Source organism: Capnocytophaga sp. oral taxon 380 str. F0488 (genome assembly GCF_000318255.2).
GTDB classification, from domain to species: domain Bacteria; phylum Bacteroidota; class Bacteroidia; order Flavobacteriales; family Flavobacteriaceae; genus Capnocytophaga; species Capnocytophaga ochracea.
The window spans coordinates 60,497-78,508 of the sequence record NZ_KB291199.1 but is presented as its reverse complement, the minus strand read 5'-3'; the positions used below and the strand labels follow the sequence as shown (position 1 = coordinate 78,508).

Sequence of the window (18,012 nt, the reverse complement as noted above, 5' to 3'; positions counted from 1 at the left end):
GCAAAGGTAGTAATTCTTCTTGAATAATGCTAATATTTAATCCTTTTTTTCAACAAAGAGACTTTCGGGGTATTCTATATGAGTGAGATATAACCCACAAGCGGGAGCCGATGCTCCTGCTTTACTGCGTTTCTTACTGATGATAATATCTTCAAAATCTGTAAGCGAAAGTTTCTGTAAGCCTACATCTATAAGTGTTCCTACAATCGCCCGTACCATATTGCGCAAGAAACGGTCGGCAGTAATAGTAAAAATGAGTTGGTTTCCCACCTTATCCCAATGCGCTTCGTATATTTTGCAATTATATGTCTTTACATCGGTATGTGTTTTAGAGAAGCACTGAAAATCAGTATAATCAAAAAGTATTTGAGCCGCTTCATTCATAAGCGCTACATTTAACGGAAGAGTAAATGCCATCGCATAATCGTAGGCAAAAGCATCTTTTTGAGTACTAATATGGTACTGATAAGTACGTTTCAAAGCATCAAAACGGGCGTGGGCATTAGGCTGTACTTCATATATATGATGAACAGCTATATCTTTTGGAAGAAAAGCATTTAACTTGTGAACCAGATTAGCGGGCAACGCTTCTGTCACATCAAAGTGAGCATACATCTGCAAAGCGTGCACACCACTATCAGTGCGACCTGCACCCACAACTTCTATAGGCGTTCGCAAAAGAGTAGAAAGAGCCTTCTGTAAAACTTCTTGCACTGAAATAGCTTTGGGCTGGGATTGCCAACCGTAATAGTTTTTACCAAAGAAAGAAAGTTCTATAAAATAACGCATTTTTATCTTTATAAAAAGTAAAAGGTAACAGAGCATAACTCTGTTACCTTTTAACGAACATCTTATACTAAATTATTATTCACCCAATAGTTTTTTAACACGTTGGAAGTTAGCACTGTCGCTCAAAGCTCCATAAATGCTCTTTAGTTGTTCCAAGATATTTTTATCGTTGCCATTAGCTTTCACGTAGCTTTCTAATACTTCAGCAGCTTTTTTAAACAAAGCTTCTTTTTGGTCTCTAAGTTCATTAAATTTCTTAGTATCAGTAGCCGAATTGCCTAATGAATTCATTTGCTCAACCAAAGCATTACCTTCATTAATGTAAGTAGTCGAAAGGTTCAAAGTAGCATCAGCATATTTAGGTTTAATTTTAAGGGCTTGTTCAAAAGCTTTACGAGCCTCTATATTGTTACCTTGTTGCATATTGATAACCCCAATATTGTAGTGAAGGTCAGCATTATTAGGGTCAAGCTGTGCAGCTTCTTGCATTAGTTGTTTAAATTTTTCTTTATTGTCTAATTGCAAGTAAACATTCGCTTCTGCAAGAATGATATTAGCATCTTTAGGATAAGCTTTTCTTGCTTCAGCAAAAGCTTTTAGCGCCTCATCAGTCTTGTTTTGCTCTACGTAAATAAAGGCAATATTTTTCACGATATCAGCACGTTTTGAAGGCGTTTTTTCATTTCTAGCTTTTTCGTGAGTACCTGCTTTTACCATCAAATCACGCTGGTTTTTATCAGGGAAAGTTTCCTCTTTTTTAGTTTGCTTATTAGTAGCCAAATAAAGTGTTTCAGTACCGTCATAACCTAAGTCTTTCAACTCTTTATAAAGTTTCACAGCGTTGTCATAATCTTTATTTTCAACCGATACTACTGCCGCATTGTACAAAAATACAGTATCACGCGGACTGAGGCGGTATACTTGTTCAAAAGCAACCGAAGCATTCTTGTAGTTTTTACGCTCGTAATTGTCTTGTGCTTGCTTAGCTGCAATATTAATAGCCTCATCAGCCAAAGTTTGCAACTGGTTTGTGTATTTGCCTTTACCTCCTTCTAATTGTCTTACTTTGGCAAAAGCTGAAGAAGCCGCTTGCAACGAAGGCAATACATTTTCATTTTTCTTAGCAGCCTCCACATTCACTTGTGCTTCCAAGAAATAGAACTGAGGTGCAAATTCAGTACCCTCAATAGAACCTTTAATGGAGCTTAATCCGCTTTTGGCAGTTGTTAAATCTCCTTTACGGATTTGTTTTTCAATCTCTTTGAGTTCTTTTTTTTGTCCGAACGCCACTGCCGAAATCAGTAAGGCAGCAGCCATTAATAATGGTTTTCTCATATTGTTTTGCAATTTTAACGCAGTTTTTTGTTTTATATACTAATTTGAAGTCGCAAATGTAGCACTTTATTTTTAAAGCACCAAATATTATCAACTTTTTATTTAGCAACAAAACTTGTGCCAACCGCATACTTCTGACAATTAGTCCGTTGAAGTTCCTCGAAAGTTATATCTCTCTATTTTCAATTCTCATAAACGTTCCTCAAAAGTTACTCACACTAAAAATTGCATTTTTTTCGCCAAAATCACGTTTTTATGATTTTTTTCTCAATAACGTAAATACCTCTTTCTACTAATTGAGATTCAACTTAGTAACCTCCTTCCTTCGTCTTTCCTTCGTCTTTCCTTCGTCTTAGGTTCGTCTTACCTTCGCTCTTCCTTCGGTTAAGATACATCTAAAAGGTAAGATAGGTATATTTTATATCTAACTGATATATAAACAATTATTATTTTTAATTCATTAAAAGATGAAAAAGAATTTTGTTGTCTTATTTTAAAAAAATATGCCCTATTTTAGAAATTTTAGCATTTTTTTCTCAGCTTCTCCAAAGTCATATAGTACTTGTATTAATCAACCTTCATTTTCTTTTGATTTTAAAATCAATTTTGTTTAATTTCTGTCACGTAGTCTCACTGTAAAAAGAATACTTTTAACCTATTATATTATTGTTTTTCATTGACAATAAAATTTATAAGGTATTGTTATTGTATTTCCGATTATTATTTGTATCTTTGCCCTCAAATAAAATCTTATGAAGAAATTAATTTTAATCGCATTCCTTTTAATTGTCTTTTCTTGTAAGACAAACCCTTTTACAGGGAAGAGTACCCTTAACTTTATGCCTAATAGTCAGGTTTTCCCAATGGCTTTTAGTGAGTATTCCACCTTTTTAAAATCTAATAAGGTAGTGAAAAACACAAATGATGCCACTATGGTGAAACGCGTAGGCGAACGCATAGCCAAAGCTGCCAAACTATGGCTCGATACCAATGGTTATAAAGGCTATTTAGATGATTATCGTTGGGAATATAACTTGGTAGATAGTCCTGAGGTGAACGCTTGGTGTATGCCAGGAGGGAAGATTGTGGTTTATACGGGAATTTTACCTATTACACAATCCGAAACAGGTTTAGCAGTGGTAATGGGGCACGAGGTGGCTCACGCTTTAGCCGACCACGGAGCACAACGTATGAGTGCTGCTACCTTACAACAAATAGGTGCTATTGCAGGTTCAGTAGCCTTGCAAACCAGCAAATACGCTGCTTATACCGACCAGTTTATGCTCGCTTACGGCTTAGGGTCTAACTTAGGAGTAATGTTGCCCTTCAGTCGTTCCAACGAAACAGAAGCCGATGCCATAGGTATCCAGATTATGGCAATTGCTGGTTATGACCCCGCTGAGGCTCCTGAGCTATGGAAGCGTATGAGTGCCAAGAATAATGGTAAATCTACACCTACTATTTTAAGCACCCACCCTTCTGATGCCTCTCGTATCAAAAACCTCACTGCCTTAGTACCCAAAGCACGTGCTGAAGCTGCTAAGTTTGGAGTCACCCATTTTCAATAGCTAAAAGATATGATAAGCATCACTACAATTCCTCCTTATTTCAGTATTATTCACACCAATATAGGTAACAAATAAAACATTATAAAGATATGCAACAAGTTTACGATAAAATTAATGAAACGGCTCGCATCATACAGTCGTACATTACAGAGCACACTCCTGAATTTGCTATTATTTTAGGTTCTGGACTCAATAAGTTAGAAGATGAAGTGGAAGTGATTTCTGAGATTAAATACAACAATATTCCTAACTTCCCTAAATCTACTGTAGAAGGACACAAAGGTAAACTGATTTACGGTAAAATAGAAAACCGCTATGTGCTAATGATGGCAGGACGTGTGCATTATTACGAAGGATATACAATGCAAGAAGTAACCTTCCCAATACGCGTTTTTGCGCAATTAGGTATTAAACGTCTGATTGTTTCTAACGCTTCAGGAGGGGTGAACCCTAACTTTTCAATAGGTGATGTAATGGTTATTCGCGATCATATCAATTTATTTCCTGAACACCCTCTACGCGGTAAGAACTTAGACCTATTTGGTGCACGCTTCCCCGATATGAGCAAGCCTTATAGCCAAGCTATGATAACCGAGCTCGAAAAGATAGCCAAGAAACATAAAATCAAGCTCCAAAAAGGAGTGTATGTAGGTTTGCAAGGTCCTTCTTTTGAAACCCCAGCCGAATATGGTATGGTGCGCATTTTAGGAGGTGATGCCGTAGGTATGAGTACCGTGCCCGAAGTAATTGTAGCACGTCATCAGAATATGGAAGTGTGTGCCCTTTCAGTCATCACCGACTTAGGTGGTCCCGACATCTCCCCCGACGTATCACACGAAGAAGTACTCAACGCCGCTAATATCGCAATGCCAAACGTGATATTATTGGTGAAGAATTTAATTAAAAGCTATCAATAGTTTTTAGTTGTGGTATAAACTTTGCCAAAGTTTCAATAGCTTGTTGTGCTACAACCTTTGGCAAAGTTAAATTACCAAATTATTTACTTTTTACTCCTTACTCTTCACTTTTTGCTTTTATAAGCTTTAGCACCTTCTCAGGGCAACGCACCGGTCTGAAAGTCCTCGCATCTACAAACACCAATACCGTATTAGCCGTAGAGAGTAATTCTCCTTTTTCATTGAGAATTTCATAGTCAAACTCTATTTTTGTAGAGGGTAATTCTTTTAACTTGGTACGAATGGTGATAAGCTCGTCATACAAAGCAGGCTTTTTATACTGAATTTGTAGAGATACCACAGGCATCATTATTCCTTCTTCTTCCATTGCCTTATAAGTAAAGCCAATAGACCTTAACCACTCCACTCTTCCCAGTTCAAGATACTGAGGATAATTTCCGTAGTACACTACCCCCATTTGGTCAGTTTCTGCATAGCGTGTACGCAATACATAATCAAAATATAATTCTTTCATATTTAGATAGATATAAATATTAACAAAACATTAACAGTACTCCCATATAAAATAAAAGTACAAAAACAAATGTTAAATATTTTTTTTATTCAAAAATTATTCACAACTTTGCTCACTGAAAAAACAACAGTTTTATCACCGGCAAAATTAGTAAAAAAATCTAATAATCAAATTTTTAGCTAAAAAGTAGCACTAAAAAAGATGAAAGAAGCAGCTGAAAAAGTCTGGAGTAGGTGTCTTGAATTTATAAAAGACAACATTACTGAGCAACCATTTAACACTTGGTTCGCTCCTATCGTACCTGTGGAATTAGAGGGCAACACCCTAAAAATCAAAGTACCCAGTAAATTCTTTTGTGAGTGGTTAGAAGAAAATTATATTTCTCTTCTCAAATCAGCTATGACTTTTACCTTAGGTGTAAACTCTCGCCTCGTATATATTGTCGATACTCCTCTTACTAAAGAACAACTTCCTAGTACTAATCGGCCGGAATTAGCAAAACAGACTTTGACTTTAGCTACTGAAACCAAAGACCCTGGACTTAAAAATCCTTTCGTAATACCTGGTATTCGCGAAATAACTGTTGATCCTCAGCTGAACTTACATCAGAACTTCGACAACTTTGTGGAGGGGGCTTCCAATCGTTTAGCACGCTCTGCAGGTATGGCAGTTGCCAACAAACCTGGGGGTACGGCTTTCAATCCGCTGTTTATCTTCGGTGGAGTAGGCTTAGGTAAGACCCACTTGGCACACGCAATAGGGGTAGATATCAAAGAAAAATACCCTAAAAAGAAAGTGCTATACGTCTCTGCCGAAAAGTTCACTCAACAGTTTATCAGTGCTTCCACAGCAAAAGATAAAGATAAGAATACACTTAACGACTTTATTCACTTCTATCAGCTCATCGATGTGCTGATAGTTGATGATATTCAGTTCCTATCGGGAAAGGTAAAAACCCAAGATGCTTTTTTTCACATCTTCAATCACCTGCATCAAAATGGAAAACAGGTAATCCTCACTTCCGATAAAGCACCAGTCGATTTGTTCGATATCGAACAGCGCTTGCTCTCTCGCTTCAAATGGGGGCTTTCAGCCGAACTACAAACGCCCGACTATGAAACGCGCTATAAAATATTAGAAAATAAATTCTATAATGATGGCGCTGAAATAGGCGAGGATATCATCGCTTATTTAGCTGAAAATATTCGTACCAATGTGCGTGAACTCGAAGGGGTGAGTAATTCACTGATTGCACAAGCAGCTTTCAACCGCAAAGAGTACTCTATAGAACTCGCACAAAGCATTATTGATAAATCGGTGAAGAATAACCGAAACGATTTGACGATTGACCATATTCAGCAAATCATCGCCGATTACTTTGGCTTAGATATAGAATCCTTGCATTCCAAAACCAGAAAGCGCAATGTGGTTCAAGCACGACAGTTGGCGATGTTTTTCTCGAAGAAATACACCAAAAATTCGCTTTCTACTATTGGAAGTCAGATAGGACAACGCGACCACGCTACGGTGTTACACGCTTGTAAAACGGTGGAAAATCTAATAGAAACCGACCGTGCATTCAAGAAATATGTAAGTGATTTGGAAACTAAATTCTCTGACTGATGGAATCCTTATCTCAACTATTACCACAAGAAGAACGATTAGCGGTAAGCAATGAACAAAAATCTTTGAAAATAGGGCTTCCCAAAGAGCACACCTTTCAGGAGCATCGCATTTGCTTAACTCCCGATGAAGTAGCGGTATTAGTTGCTAACGGACATCAAATACTAATAGAGGCTGGGGCAGGGGAAGAGGCTCATTTTTCGGATACCGACTATAGTGAGGCAGGTGCAGAAATAATATACGATACCCAAGAAATATTCGCGTGCCCTATTGTGCTAAAAGTTCAACCGCCCACTACTGATGAACTTGCTTACTTTAATGCTCAATCTGTATTGTTGTCGGCTTTACAACTTAACACGCAAGATAAAACTTACTTCGAGACGCTTGCACAAAAGCAAATCACTGCCTTAGCTTTTGAATATATAAAGGACGAAGCTGAAAATCACCCTATACAACAGTCGGTTGATGAGCTCACAGGTACTGCAGCTGTGCTCACTGCCTCTGAACTGCTTGCAGAAGAAAACCGACTCTTGCTCGGCAATATCACTGGAATACCGCCTACTGAGGTAGTACTTTTGGGAGCAAATGAACTGACCAAAGTCGCTGCCAAAACTGTCTTAGGATTGGGTGCTAATGTAAAGATATTTGCTCCTTCTCTCACCGATTTGAGAAAACTGCGTACACATTTGCCCTCCTCAGTATATACCGCTACTTTGCAACCTCAGTTGCTCGGAGAAGCCTTAACACATTGCCACGTGCTTATAGGGGCTATGAGTGGAGAATGTCGCTCGCCCATAGTAGTGACCGAAGAGATGGTACAACAGATGAAGCGTGGTGCTGTGATAGTAGATGCTAGTATTGGGATAGGAGGCTGTATAGAAACCAGTAAGCTTACCACTTTAGAACAACTTACCTTTACAAAATACGAAGTGGTACATTGCGGAGTACCTAATTTACCTTCCCGCTATGCTCATACAGCTTCAACTTTGCTCAGCAATATCCTATTACCTTACTTACTAAAAATAGGAGAGGAGGGAGGTGTAGAAAACCTATTACAAATAGACAAAGGTTTTAGAAACGGACTCTATTCTTATCACGGAATTCTTACTCATCACAACATCTCCGAGTGGTTCGGATTGCCTTACAAACCTTTAAATTTATTGTTTTGATAGATACAGAATAAGTTTTCTTAATACTTTATAAAATGTTCGAGAAGTTAACTCTATAACTTCTCGGACATTTTGCAAATTTGTATAATATAGAAAAAACAACAAAGCCCAAAGAAATTTATATTTCCTTGGGCATTATTTGATTGATAAACTTAGATTGTATTAATGACTAAAATAATATTCTAATACTTTTAGCTTAAAAATATATTGATATTTAGCTTTAACAAAATCGTTTTGAGCATTCTCATACTGATATTTAGCTTGACTAAAATCAAAAGTATTCATTAAACCTACATTATGACGCTCTTGTGCATAACTAAACGCCTGTTGTTTTGCTTGTACCGTCTTTTCACTTGCTTCATATAGCTTTTTAGCATTCGAAGCATCATTATAGGCTTGATAAATATTCTTCTCAGAAGTAAGTTCTGCTTGTTCTTTAGCAAATTGACTTTTTAGAAAATTTAATCGCTGACGTTTTACAGTTCCTAAAGTTGAAAATCCGTTAAAAATAGGAATATTAAGCGATAACCCTGCATACATACCTTTATTAGCATCAAGCTGTTGCCAAAAATCTTGCGCTTGATTCTTACTCCATCGTGAACTATAACCCCATTGAGCAGAAAGACGTGGTGAATAAGCCGATTGTGATAAGCGCAAATTATTTTGAGCTACTTGCATATTTGCTTCGGCTAATTTTACATCGCTCATTACCTCTTTGGCACGCTCATAAATCTCTTCAGGAGTTTTATTGAGAATATCAGCAGAAGGTTGATCAAAAGCACTATCTGCAATATCAAAATCTCGATAGTTTTTTAACAAAAGTAATTGTGCCAAACCCATTTTGGCAATAAAGAGAGCGTTTTCGGTAGCTATTATTTGCTGTTCTTGTGTGAGCAGTTGTGCTTCGGCTTCATAAATATCTCCTTTGGGTAAAGAACCTGCACCAATAAGTTCACGGGTGCGCGTTAAACTTTCCTTTGAAATTTCTAACTGTGCTTTCAAATTCTTGATTTGTTCTTTATTGCTCAACACTTCAGCATAGGCATTGATAATCATCAGTACTATATCGTCTTTCATTTTATCTAACTGATATTGAGAAGCTATACGATTAAGTTCCGCCTGATGTAACTTGCGCCAATTTTGTAGTCCTGCAAAAAGAGTAAGGTCTACGCTTACTCCTCCTGATGCCGATTGAAAGAAAGCATTTTCAAACTGATTGGTTACAGGATTGATATTTTTTCCCTCATTTAAGTTATAAGATGCATTGCCATTCACCGAGGGCAAGAAACCTGCTTTGGCTTGCATTTTATCAATATCTGTGGCTTTTAAATCTATTTCCGATTGTTTAATAGATAGGTTATTTTCTTTGGCATACTGAATACAGTCGCTTAATGTCCACAGTTTTTGTGCTACTACTGAAAAAGGCAGTAAACAAAGTAAAAAAAATAACTTTTTCATCATTTTGTTCTATTCAATAAGTTTGATATTATGTTATAGTTCCCGAATTATTATACACACAAAGTAATTCGTTCTTAACTATTTATTATTACAAAAAATACCTTGTTGGAACGCACTGCCTAACAAGGTATTTCTTTTTACCGTTTGTCCTCAATACCAAATTCTTTCCATTGTGTTTGGGGAATATCAATTTTTATGAGTTTTTTAATGAAAGATACTTTACTTTCTATTTCGGTAATAGTCTTACTAAGCTCTTGAGTCTTAGTTTTGAGGTCGGCTTTGAGTTTTTCTTGCTCGCTGTTGAGTGTTTCCATCTTCTTGCGAAGCTCTTCGAGCTTGGTAATGTCTTCGGCTTTCACGCCCAAAGGCAATTTGTCATTACGACCTTTTAACCCGTCAATCATCACTTGTGATTCGACTAGATTAGTTGAATAAGTTTTCTTTGCCATAAGATTGTCAATTAAATTTTATGAGATAATTACTTGTTTTATTTGTTTCCTATATAGGAAATCGTTTTACTGAGATAGTTTTTTCAGTTCCCAACATAGGAAATCATTTTCCCGAGATAGTTTATTTAGTTTTCTATATGAGAAAACGTTTTACTGAGATAGTTTATTTAATTTTCTATATAAAAAATTGTTTTTCCCAGATAGTTTTCTCTTCTTTTATAAAAGAAGCAGAAAAAGTACCTTTTTGAATTTTCTCTGCAAAGGTATATATTATTTTTTAATAAACAAAAGAAAAAGATTATTTATCGTAGAAAATCTTTCATTAATAGAAAAAAATGTGATAAATAAGAAAACTTTTTATATCAGTTGAGCTAACCGTTCGGTAAGGGCTTTACGGCTGTATTGTTCTACTTCTTTGGGATTGGTTTTAAGTGTTTTACACTGGAATTGATGATAGAACTCTACTATTTTGGCTTTCATCTGAGAGGCATCGGTATATCCCACATAAGTACCTGTTTGTGTTTCAGTGAGAATAGGTGTAACATCCCAGTTATGAGGTCCTATGGCGAGAATAGGTCGCCCTGAAATCATATATTCAAACAGTTTACCCGCAATAATACCTTGTGTTTCTTCGGAATCTATTTCGATGAGCAACAATACTTGCGATTGCTTTTGCAAACTAATAGCTTCTTGATGGCTAATATAACCTTTATTAATATAATAAGGTGTAAGTCCGTTATGGCGAATATCTTCTTCGATTTCTTCACTTACTTTGCCTGCAAAACAAAGTGTGAAATCTTCGGCAAAATGAGGTTCTTCGCGTATTAATTCGGCTAATATTTTCCACAGTATTTTGGGGTTTCTATCTGATAATAAAGAACCTATGTGCGAAATAAGGAATTTATTGGATAGGGGAGGGGTGATTGTTTTTTCCTCATCGTAACCATTGGTAATCACCTCAATAGGAGTATTGGTAAGCTGCTGAAAGTCTTTTTGCGTCTTGAAACTGGTTGTAATCACCAAGTCTGATTGTTGTAACACTTCTTTTTCCCAATAATGCTGACGTTTATCTGCCCATTTAGTAAGGCGTAAATCTTTGTAATAACCAATAGTTGTCCACGGGTCGCGGAAATCGCTAATCCATTTGAGGTGAGGAATTTGTTTCTTTAACTCATAACCTATAAGGTGTATGCTGTGGGGAGGCGAAGTAGTGATAATAGTTTCTATCTGGTTTTCTTTTATAAACTTATTCAGATACTTTATAGAAGGTTTTATCCAGAATTTACGAGCATCGGGAATGAAGAAATTACCACGTATCCAAAGTAATACTTTATCTAAAATAGAAACTTTTTTACGCGGAATGATACCCGAACTAATTTTTTGGGTTTTCTTTTTAGAGAATAACGAAGCCCAAGCATAAGGTTCCCATATAGGATGTTTGATAATTTGTATATCGGTAGGCAAATCGTTTCCTATTTCATTGTCGATGATAGGATAAGTTGGGTTTTCAGGAATATATACAATAGGTTCTATATTAAAATCTCGTAAATATTTTACAAATTTTAACCAACGTTGTACACCAGGTCCGCCAGCAGGCGCCCAATAATAAGTGATGATAAGTACCTTTCTCATATCTTTTTCCCTATCTGTTATTTGACATAATATACATTATAACCATTTTACAATAGGTGTTTTTTCTATGAAATAACACCGCTACCCACTAATTCATCTCCGCTGTACCAGGCAGCAAATTGTCCCTCAGTAATAGCACTTTGGGGTTCTGAAAAATGAATATACAAACCGTTTTCGACTTTATATAAAACCGCTTTCTGTAATGGCTGACGATAGCGTATACGTACCATAAACTCTTTCGATTCATATACTTTTAATGCCAAATCTTCTCGAATCCAATGTTCATCAGGGGTTGCGATAAACAAAGCACTGCGGAACAATCCGCGATGTGTGTGTCCTTGTCCTGTATAGATGATATTCTTCTCAATATCAGTTTCTATGATGAACAAAGGTTCTTTGGTTCCTCCCACATTTAAGCCCTTGCGTTGCCCTTTGGTAAAATAATGAGCCCCCTGATGGATACCTACTTTTTTACCGTCTTCGGGTTGATAAACAAAACGTTGTGACAAATACTCCAATTCACCTTCATAAGTTTCAAAAGTACGTGGCATATCAAAGTCAGTATATCCTTTCCAATTATTGGAGATTTCAATAATATCGCCTTGTTTGGGTTGTAGCTTTTGTTGTAGGAACTCGGGCAAACGTACTTTTCCTACAAAGCAAAGTCCCTGAGAATCTTTTTTATCAGCAGTTATCAAATCTTGGGCTTTGGCAATGGCTCTCACTTCCGATTTCTGCAATTCTCCAATAGGGAAAAGTGCTTTACTGAGTTGGTCTTGTGAAAGCTGACATAGGAAATACGATTGGTCTTTATTTTCATCTTTCCCCGATAGTAACCGGTAGATTTTTTTCCCGTTAATCTCTATTTCTTCTTTGCGACAATAGTGTCCCGTTGCTACGTAATCGGCACCTAAACTAAGAGCAAGCTTCATAAAGACATCAAACTTGATTTCGCGATTACATAACACGTCGGGATTGGGGGTTCTACCGTGCTCGTATTCATTGAACATATAATCAACAATACGGGCTTTGTAGGGCTCACTCATATCCACTGTTTGGAATGGAATACCGAGCTTTTCGGCTACTAAAAGTGCATCATTACTATCTTCTAACCAAGGACATTCATCTGAAATAGTAACCGAATCATCGTGCCAATTCTTCATAAAAAGGCCTATCACATCATAACCTTGTTCTTTTAACAAATAGGCAGCTACACTACTGTCTACCCCTCCGCTAAGTCCTACTACTACTCTTTTCATTTTATCCTCTCTTTATGTTCTTCTTCTTATAAAAATATAATACTGAAAGCATTACCAATATCAAAAGCAATAATGGATACACAAATACTTTTACTTGCCAACTGCTGACACTTTCAGCTACTTTTTGTTTGTCTAAGAAAGCCAATTGTACTTTCTTATTGCGCAAACTCAAAAACTCGGTGTCGTCTAAAAGATAGTTTAAAGCATTCTGCAAGAAGGATTTATTGTCATAATATTTGCTCGTCCATTTATCAAAACCGAGTTCTAAGGGGATATTATTTTTGCTATCTATATCGTTTTTGATAATATCGCCATCGGCTACTACCAACATTTTGGTAGGTTTGCTTCTATCGGATTTTTCTTTGAGGTTTATGGGGCGAATACGATCTTTATAAACAGAGTTAAACTCTCCTTCCAAAAGCACAGCTAAGGGAATATTTCCGTGTTTATAGGCTTCTTTATTCTGGTTATTGGGGTCGAAGCGCAAGTTGATTTCGCGTGGGGTGCCATCTGCTTTTGAGAAAGGTGAACTAGCGAGAAGCACTGTTTTCTTCACTCCGTTTTTCAGCGTATCGATGCTATTGGCAAACTGAAACCTCACTGCATCTAAATGATTGTTGATAAGGTGATTATTACCTGAAATCACCAGCGGATTATATACCCAAGGAATAGGCATATAACGGGTTTGAGAGCCATCGCCTGTGGCTACAATGATTTCAGAAAAGTACAAATCGTTTACCAAGGTGTAATTGATACGGAAACCATATTGGAAAAACATATCGGTAAGGTTTAGATTGACGGGCATTGCCATTGTCATTCCGCCTGTTTTGTACATATCTTCTAAGGAAACCGCTACATTGTCAATCAGCCATAGAGCACGACCGCCATTCATTATATACTGGTCTACGACCTGCTTTTGGGCATCGGAGAAAGGCTCAGTAGGCTTAGGCACGAGTAGTAAATCGAATTTTTCGAGGTCGTGTAGAGTCTTCTCGGGATTGGTAGCTACTGAATCGAGGGTGAAAGGTGCTATAAAGTAGTATTCGCGCGCTGTTTTGAGGAAGTCGGCCATATAGATATCTTTCAGCGCACCGTTACTTCTGAGTACTGCGATTTTCTTCTTCTTGTCCAACGTAAACTTATAGAGCGCATCAGTAAAATTGTATTCCAATTTCTGTACTGAGTTCTGTACCTGCTCTTGGTCGGTAGAGCCGAGTTTGTTCACGAAGAGACGAACGCGCTCACTCTTCTTGCCATCGCTAATCACTGCCCAAGGGAAAATATACTCAATAGAAGATTTTCCCGCTTCATTTTGGGTGATTTGCAGGGGCTGATAGCCATTATTTATCAGTTCTTGAATTACACTTTCGGGGTGCTCCTCCCCTTCTAATGGGTTTACAAAATTGACGATAATGTTGTTATTGGTAGCAGCATACTCGTCTAATAACTGAATTGTTTCAGTCTGTAATTTCTTAAATTCGGTAGGGATATTGCCTTTGAGCAATACATCAATCACGATAGGATTCTGTATTTTAGCAAGTGTTTTCTTGCTCACCTCAGAGAGCGTATAACGTTTGTCTTGAGTGAGGTCTATCCGTGTGTGCCATTGTTTGGCGATATAATTGACTGCAAGGAGGCACACTAAGGCTATAACTACCTTGCTAATAGAGTTTTGAAAGAGTTTTTTCATCGTTTGTAGGCTTTGAGTGATAAGGTAGTGAGATATATGAAAAATGAGATAACAGAGAGAAAATACACGATATTTCGGGTGTCGAGCACTCCCCTACTGATAGCGTCGAAATGCGTTTGGAAGCCTACTCCACCGAAATCTTCGGGAGCTACAAAGGCAATAAGCTGGTCAATGCCAAAGAAGAAAAAAAAGCAAAGAAAGGCAGCTAACACAAAGGAAATAATTTGGTTACTACTTATAGACGACGCCCATAAGCCTACTGAGGCAAAAGTGGTTACCAGCAAAAACAAGGCAATGTAAGAACCCACGATACCTGCTATATCTAAGTTGCCTACGGGGTTGCCCAATACCCATACCATATAGACGTACAGGGCTGACGGTAAAAGGATTACAAAGAGTAAGAAGAGAATACCCAAGTACTTGCCGAGCACCATTTGCAGAGTGCTGACCGGTTTGGTGAACAAAAGGGCTAACATACCACTTTTTTTCTCTTCTGAGATGCTTCTCATCGTAAGGGCGGGTACTAAAAAGACGAAAACCCAAGACGAAAGCCTAAAAAAGGGCAACAAATCGGCAAAACCAGCATTGAAAATGTTGTAATCTGTTTTAAAGACCCATAAGAACAAGCCGTTTAGCACGATAAAGAGCCCAATGATAGTAAAACCAATGGGCGAAGTGAAGAAATAACGGATTTCTTTTTTGAATAGTGCGTACATTTTTATAGTTAAGAGGTAAGAGATAAAAAGTAAATAGTTGTGAAAGCAACTTACCTTTATCCTTAGTGATTTTTCAGAGGGCAAAAATACAAAAATAATATGATATTACCACTATAGGGGGCAATAAAAGTTAGTGACAATTATCATATTTAAGAGTATTGGTTTCTTATTGTGAAAAATGTAATGCAAAATTTATCCTCTTTACCCCTTTATAATATTGTAAAAGTAAAAAATATAAGAATGTATTTTTTCTTTTCGCCTTCTCCCCTAACCCTCTAAATGCCGTTTTAAACACGTAGAATTAAGTTTATCGAATGAAAAAATTTCATATTTACAAGAAAAGTCAAGCTCTGACAAAGCTCGCATTTTGGGAGCATATAGGCTTCCCATTAGTAGCTTTATAAAAGAACATTTATAAGTGTGACAATATTTTTTTATCAAAAATTTTTGTGGTTTATAAAAATGTCGTATATTTGTAAACTGAATGTAATAACAGAAAAACTCAACACTAAAACAGAAGATTTTTTAATATGGAAATGACAAAAGATGATTTACACAATGCCCTGAAACACTACTTTGGGTTTGAAGCGTTTAAAGGGCATCAAGAAGAAATTATTACCAGTGTAATTAATAAAGAGAACACCTTTGTTATTATGCCTACAGGTGGTGGTAAATCATTATGTTACCAATTACCTGCCTTAGTCTTGGAGGGAACTGCTATTGTTATCTCTCCGCTTATCGCTTTGATGAAAAACCAAGTAGATGCTATGCGTGGTATTTCGTCAACCGATAGTATTGCCCACGTGCTGAACTCTTCGCTTACTAAAAATGAAATTCGCGAGGTAATGGAAGACATCAGTGCAGGCAAGACTAAATTGCTATACGTTGCCCCCGAGTCGCTTATCAAAGAGGAATATGCTAATTTTCTCAAAACAGTACCTATTTCCTTTGTAGCGGTAGATGAGGCGCACTGTATCTCGGAATGGGGACACGATTTCCGTCCTGAGTACCGCAATATTAGAACCATTATCGAGCGTTTGGGCAGTAATATACCTATTGTAGCGCTTACTGCTACGGCTACTCCTAAGGTACAAGAAGATATTTTGAAGAACTTAGGAATGCAGGAGGCTAACGTGTTTAAGTCGTCGTTCAACCGTCCAAACTTGTATTACGAGGTACGCCCTAAAACTAAAAATGTAGATGCCGATATCATTCGTTTTGTGAAACAGAACAGTAAAAAATCAGGGATTATATACTGTCTCAGCCGTAAAAAGGTGGAAGACCTCGCACAAACCTTGCAAGTAAACGGCATTTCGGCAGTGCCTTATCACGCAGGATTAGATGCCAAAACACGCGCCAAACACCAAGATATGTTCTTGATGGAAGAAGTAGATGTGGTAGTTGCAACTATTGCTTTTGGTATGGGTATTGACAAACCCGATGTGCGCTTTGTAATTCACCACGATATTCCTAAAAGTATAGAGAGTTACTATCAAGAAACCGGACGTGCCGGTCGCGATGGTGGTGAGGGGCATTGCTTGGCTTTCTATTCTTATAAAGATGTAGAGAAGCTGGAAAAATTTATGATAGGTAAACCTATAGCTGAGCAAGAAATAGGACAAGCACTCTTGCAAGATATTGTAGCCTATGCCGAAACGTCTAGTTCGCGCCGTAAATTTATCTTACATTACTTTGGTGAAGAGTTTGACGAAGTGAATGGTGAAGGTGCTAATATGGACGATAATGTACGTTTCCCTAAAGAAAAGAAAGAAGCTAAAGACGATGTGGTGAAATTACTAAACGTAATTATTGCTACCAAACAGAAATTTAAAGCTAAAGAGATTGTAAATACGCTTATTGGAAAAGTAAGTGCTATTATCAAAGCACACCGTATTGATGAACAAGAGTTCTTTGGTATTGGGAAGGAAAAAGATGATGCTTACTGGATGGCACTCCTCCGTCAGGTAATGGTAAACGGACTCATACGCAAGGATATAGAAACTTACGGAGTGATGTTTATCACCGACAAAGGAAAGGAATTCTTAAAAGATGTACCTTCATTTATGATGACTGAAGACCACAGTTATGAAGAAGAACCCGAAGATATCAACAGTGCTAATGCTGTAGCGGCCGACCCTGTACTTCTTGAAATGCTCAAAGATTTGCGTAAGAAAGTAGCCAAACAAAAAGGGGTGCCTCCGTTTGTGGTATTCCAAGACCCTTCGCTAGAAGATATGGCTCTCAAATACCCTATTACTATTCAGGAGCTTACTAATGTACACGGTATAGGTGAAGGCAAAGCTAAGAAATATGGTAGTGAGTTTGTGAAGCTCATTGAGCGTTACGTAGAAGAGAATGACATTGTGCGCGCTGAGGATTTAATAGTAAAAACTACAGGGTCTAACTCAGCTTTGAAATTGTTTATCATTCAAAATATAGACCGCAAATTGCCTTTGCCTGACATCGCACAAGCCAAAGGGTTGGAGATGGACGAATTTCTCAAAGAAATGGAACAAATAGTATACAGCGGTACCAAGCTAAATATCGATTATTGGGTGAATGAAATCTTTGATGAAGAGCAACAAGAAGAGCTTCACGAATACTTTATGGAAGCTGAAAGCGACAAAATATCGTTAGCCTCTAAAGAGTTTGCTGGTGATTACGAAGATGATGAACTAAGAATCTACCGATTGAAATTTATTAGTGAAGTAGCGAATTAATATGAGAAGTTTTACATTTAACCTATAATAAAATAAGTAAGTTAGATTAAATAAAGTGTCTGAGAGTTAGCTATAATTTCTCAGACACTTTTTTTAGTGAAAACGGTGTGAGCCACACGGGCAGGTGCGAGCCGCACAAGCAGTCGTAGCACGACAGGCAGATAATGAAAAGA

14 protein-coding genes are annotated in these 18,012 nt (G+C 37.3%); 5 read left to right on the top strand and 9 right to left on the bottom strand.

Annotated elements, in window-relative coordinates; all coding sequences use genetic code 11:
- Positions 1-36: 36 nt before the first annotated feature.
- Together truA and HMPREF9078_RS05470 are read right to left on the bottom strand one after the other, a co-directional pair.
- Positions 37-825, bottom strand: a complete 789-nt coding sequence (gene truA / locus HMPREF9078_RS05475) for a tRNA pseudouridine(38-40) synthase TruA (protein ID WP_009419738.1) — start codon at positions 823-825, stop codon at positions 37-39.
- Positions 826-864: 39 nt separating this feature from the next.
- Positions 865-2,124, bottom strand: coding sequence for a lipopolysaccharide assembly protein LapB (locus HMPREF9078_RS05470; RefSeq protein WP_009419737.1), 1,260 nt, complete (start codon positions 2,122-2,124; stop codon positions 865-867).
- A 752-nt stretch (positions 2,125-2,876) separates the two neighbouring features.
- On the opposite strand from HMPREF9078_RS05470, the gene HMPREF9078_RS05465 reads away from it, so the two are divergent.
- Positions 2,877-3,692, top strand: a complete 816-nt coding sequence (locus tag HMPREF9078_RS05465; protein ID WP_009419735.1) for a M48 family metallopeptidase — start codon at positions 2,877-2,879, stop codon at positions 3,690-3,692.
- Between the two features lie 89 nt (positions 3,693-3,781).
- Positions 3,782-4,609, top strand: coding sequence for a purine-nucleoside phosphorylase (locus HMPREF9078_RS05460; RefSeq protein ID WP_009417762.1), 828 nt, complete (start codon positions 3,782-3,784; stop codon positions 4,607-4,609).
- A 97-nt stretch (positions 4,610-4,706) separates the two neighbouring features.
- On the opposite strand, the gene HMPREF9078_RS05455 is transcribed toward HMPREF9078_RS05460, so the two are convergent.
- Entirely contained in the window at positions 4,707-5,123 is a 417-nt protein-coding gene (locus HMPREF9078_RS05455) for a thioesterase family protein (protein WP_009417733.1), read from the bottom strand.
- 201 nt (positions 5,124-5,324) lie between these two features.
- On the opposite strand from HMPREF9078_RS05455, the gene dnaA reads away from it, so the two are divergent.
- Both dnaA and HMPREF9078_RS05445 read left to right on the top strand, forming a co-directional pair.
- A complete protein-coding gene (gene dnaA, locus HMPREF9078_RS05450) occupies positions 5,325-6,746 on the top strand; it encodes a chromosomal replication initiator protein DnaA (protein ID WP_009417739.1) in 1,422 nt (473 codons plus the stop codon).
- Positions 6,746-7,915 (top strand): alanine dehydrogenase, encoded by a 1,170-nt coding sequence (locus HMPREF9078_RS05445; RefSeq protein ID WP_009419734.1) that lies wholly within the window; start codon positions 6,746-6,748, stop codon positions 7,913-7,915. Before dnaA ends, HMPREF9078_RS05445 begins: the two co-directional genes overlap by 1 nt.
- A gap of 162 nt (positions 7,916-8,077) precedes the next feature.
- On the opposite strand, the gene HMPREF9078_RS05440 is transcribed toward HMPREF9078_RS05445, so the two are convergent.
- The 6 genes from HMPREF9078_RS05440 to gldF form a co-directional block, all read right to left on the bottom strand.
- Positions 8,078-9,376: a TolC family protein gene (locus HMPREF9078_RS05440; RefSeq protein WP_009419733.1), complete on the bottom strand. Its 1,299-nt coding sequence runs from the start codon at positions 9,374-9,376 to the stop codon at positions 8,078-8,080.
- Positions 9,377-9,510: 134 nt separating this feature from the next.
- The gene (locus tag HMPREF9078_RS05435; RefSeq protein ID WP_002672015.1) at positions 9,511-9,822 is read right to left on the bottom strand and encodes a hypothetical protein; all 312 of its coding nucleotides are present in this window, start codon (positions 9,820-9,822) and stop codon (positions 9,511-9,513) included.
- A gap of 357 nt (positions 9,823-10,179) precedes the next feature.
- Entirely contained in the window at positions 10,180-11,454 is a 1,275-nt protein-coding gene (locus HMPREF9078_RS05430) for a glycosyltransferase (protein ID WP_009419732.1), read from the bottom strand.
- Positions 11,455-11,519: 65 nt separating this feature from the next.
- Positions 11,520-12,713 carry a tRNA 2-thiouridine(34) synthase MnmA gene (mnmA, locus tag HMPREF9078_RS05425; protein ID WP_009419731.1) on the bottom strand — a complete coding sequence of 398 codons (1,194 nt, stop codon included), beginning with the start codon at positions 12,711-12,713 and terminating at the stop codon, positions 11,520-11,522.
- Position 12,714: 1 nt separating this feature from the next.
- Complete coding sequence (gene gldG, locus HMPREF9078_RS05420) at positions 12,715-14,403, bottom strand: gliding motility-associated ABC transporter substrate-binding protein GldG (protein ID WP_009419730.1); 1,689 nt, start codon at positions 14,401-14,403, stop codon at positions 12,715-12,717.
- Positions 14,400-15,119, bottom strand: a complete 720-nt coding sequence (gene gldF / locus HMPREF9078_RS05415; RefSeq protein WP_009419729.1) for a gliding motility-associated ABC transporter permease subunit GldF — start codon at positions 15,117-15,119, stop codon at positions 14,400-14,402. The genes gldG and gldF overlap by 4 nt, the downstream gene beginning before the upstream one ends.
- Positions 15,120-15,649: 530 nt before the next feature.
- Here gldF and recQ point away from each other — a divergent pair.
- Complete coding sequence (gene recQ / locus HMPREF9078_RS05410; RefSeq protein WP_009419726.1) at positions 15,650-17,839, top strand: DNA helicase RecQ; 2,190 nt, start codon at positions 15,650-15,652, stop codon at positions 17,837-17,839.
- Positions 17,840-18,012: the final 173 nt, after the last annotated feature.

Coding starts and splice junctions, on each gene's coding strand:
- truA (WP_009419738.1), bottom strand. CDS start 825: ATGCTCTGTTACCTTTTACTTTTTATAAAGATAAAAATGCGTTATTTT.
- HMPREF9078_RS05470 (WP_009419737.1), bottom strand. CDS start 2,124: ATGAGAAAACCATTATTAATGGCTGCTGCCTTACTGATTTCGGCAGTG.
- HMPREF9078_RS05465 (WP_009419735.1), top strand. CDS start 2,877: ATGAAGAAATTAATTTTAATCGCATTCCTTTTAATTGTCTTTTCTTGT.
- HMPREF9078_RS05460 (WP_009417762.1), top strand. CDS start 3,782: ATGCAACAAGTTTACGATAAAATTAATGAAACGGCTCGCATCATACAG.
- HMPREF9078_RS05455 (WP_009417733.1), bottom strand. CDS start 5,123: ATGAAAGAATTATATTTTGATTATGTATTGCGTACACGCTATGCAGAA.
- dnaA (WP_009417739.1), top strand. CDS start 5,325: ATGAAAGAAGCAGCTGAAAAAGTCTGGAGTAGGTGTCTTGAATTTATA.
- HMPREF9078_RS05445 (WP_009419734.1), top strand. CDS start 6,746: ATGGAATCCTTATCTCAACTATTACCACAAGAAGAACGATTAGCGGTA.
- HMPREF9078_RS05440 (WP_009419733.1), bottom strand. CDS start 9,376: ATGATGAAAAAGTTATTTTTTTTACTTTGTTTACTGCCTTTTTCAGTA.
- HMPREF9078_RS05435 (WP_002672015.1), bottom strand. CDS start 9,822: ATGGCAAAGAAAACTTATTCAACTAATCTAGTCGAATCACAAGTGATG.
- HMPREF9078_RS05430 (WP_009419732.1), bottom strand. CDS start 11,454: ATGAGAAAGGTACTTATCATCACTTATTATTGGGCGCCTGCTGGCGGA.
- mnmA (WP_009419731.1), bottom strand. CDS start 12,713: ATGAAAAGAGTAGTAGTAGGACTTAGCGGAGGGGTAGACAGTAGTGTA.
- gldG (WP_009419730.1), bottom strand. CDS start 14,403: ATGAAAAAACTCTTTCAAAACTCTATTAGCAAGGTAGTTATAGCCTTA.
- gldF (WP_009419729.1), bottom strand. CDS start 15,119: ATGTACGCACTATTCAAAAAAGAAATCCGTTATTTCTTCACTTCGCCC.
- recQ (WP_009419726.1), top strand. CDS start 15,650: ATGGAAATGACAAAAGATGATTTACACAATGCCCTGAAACACTACTTT.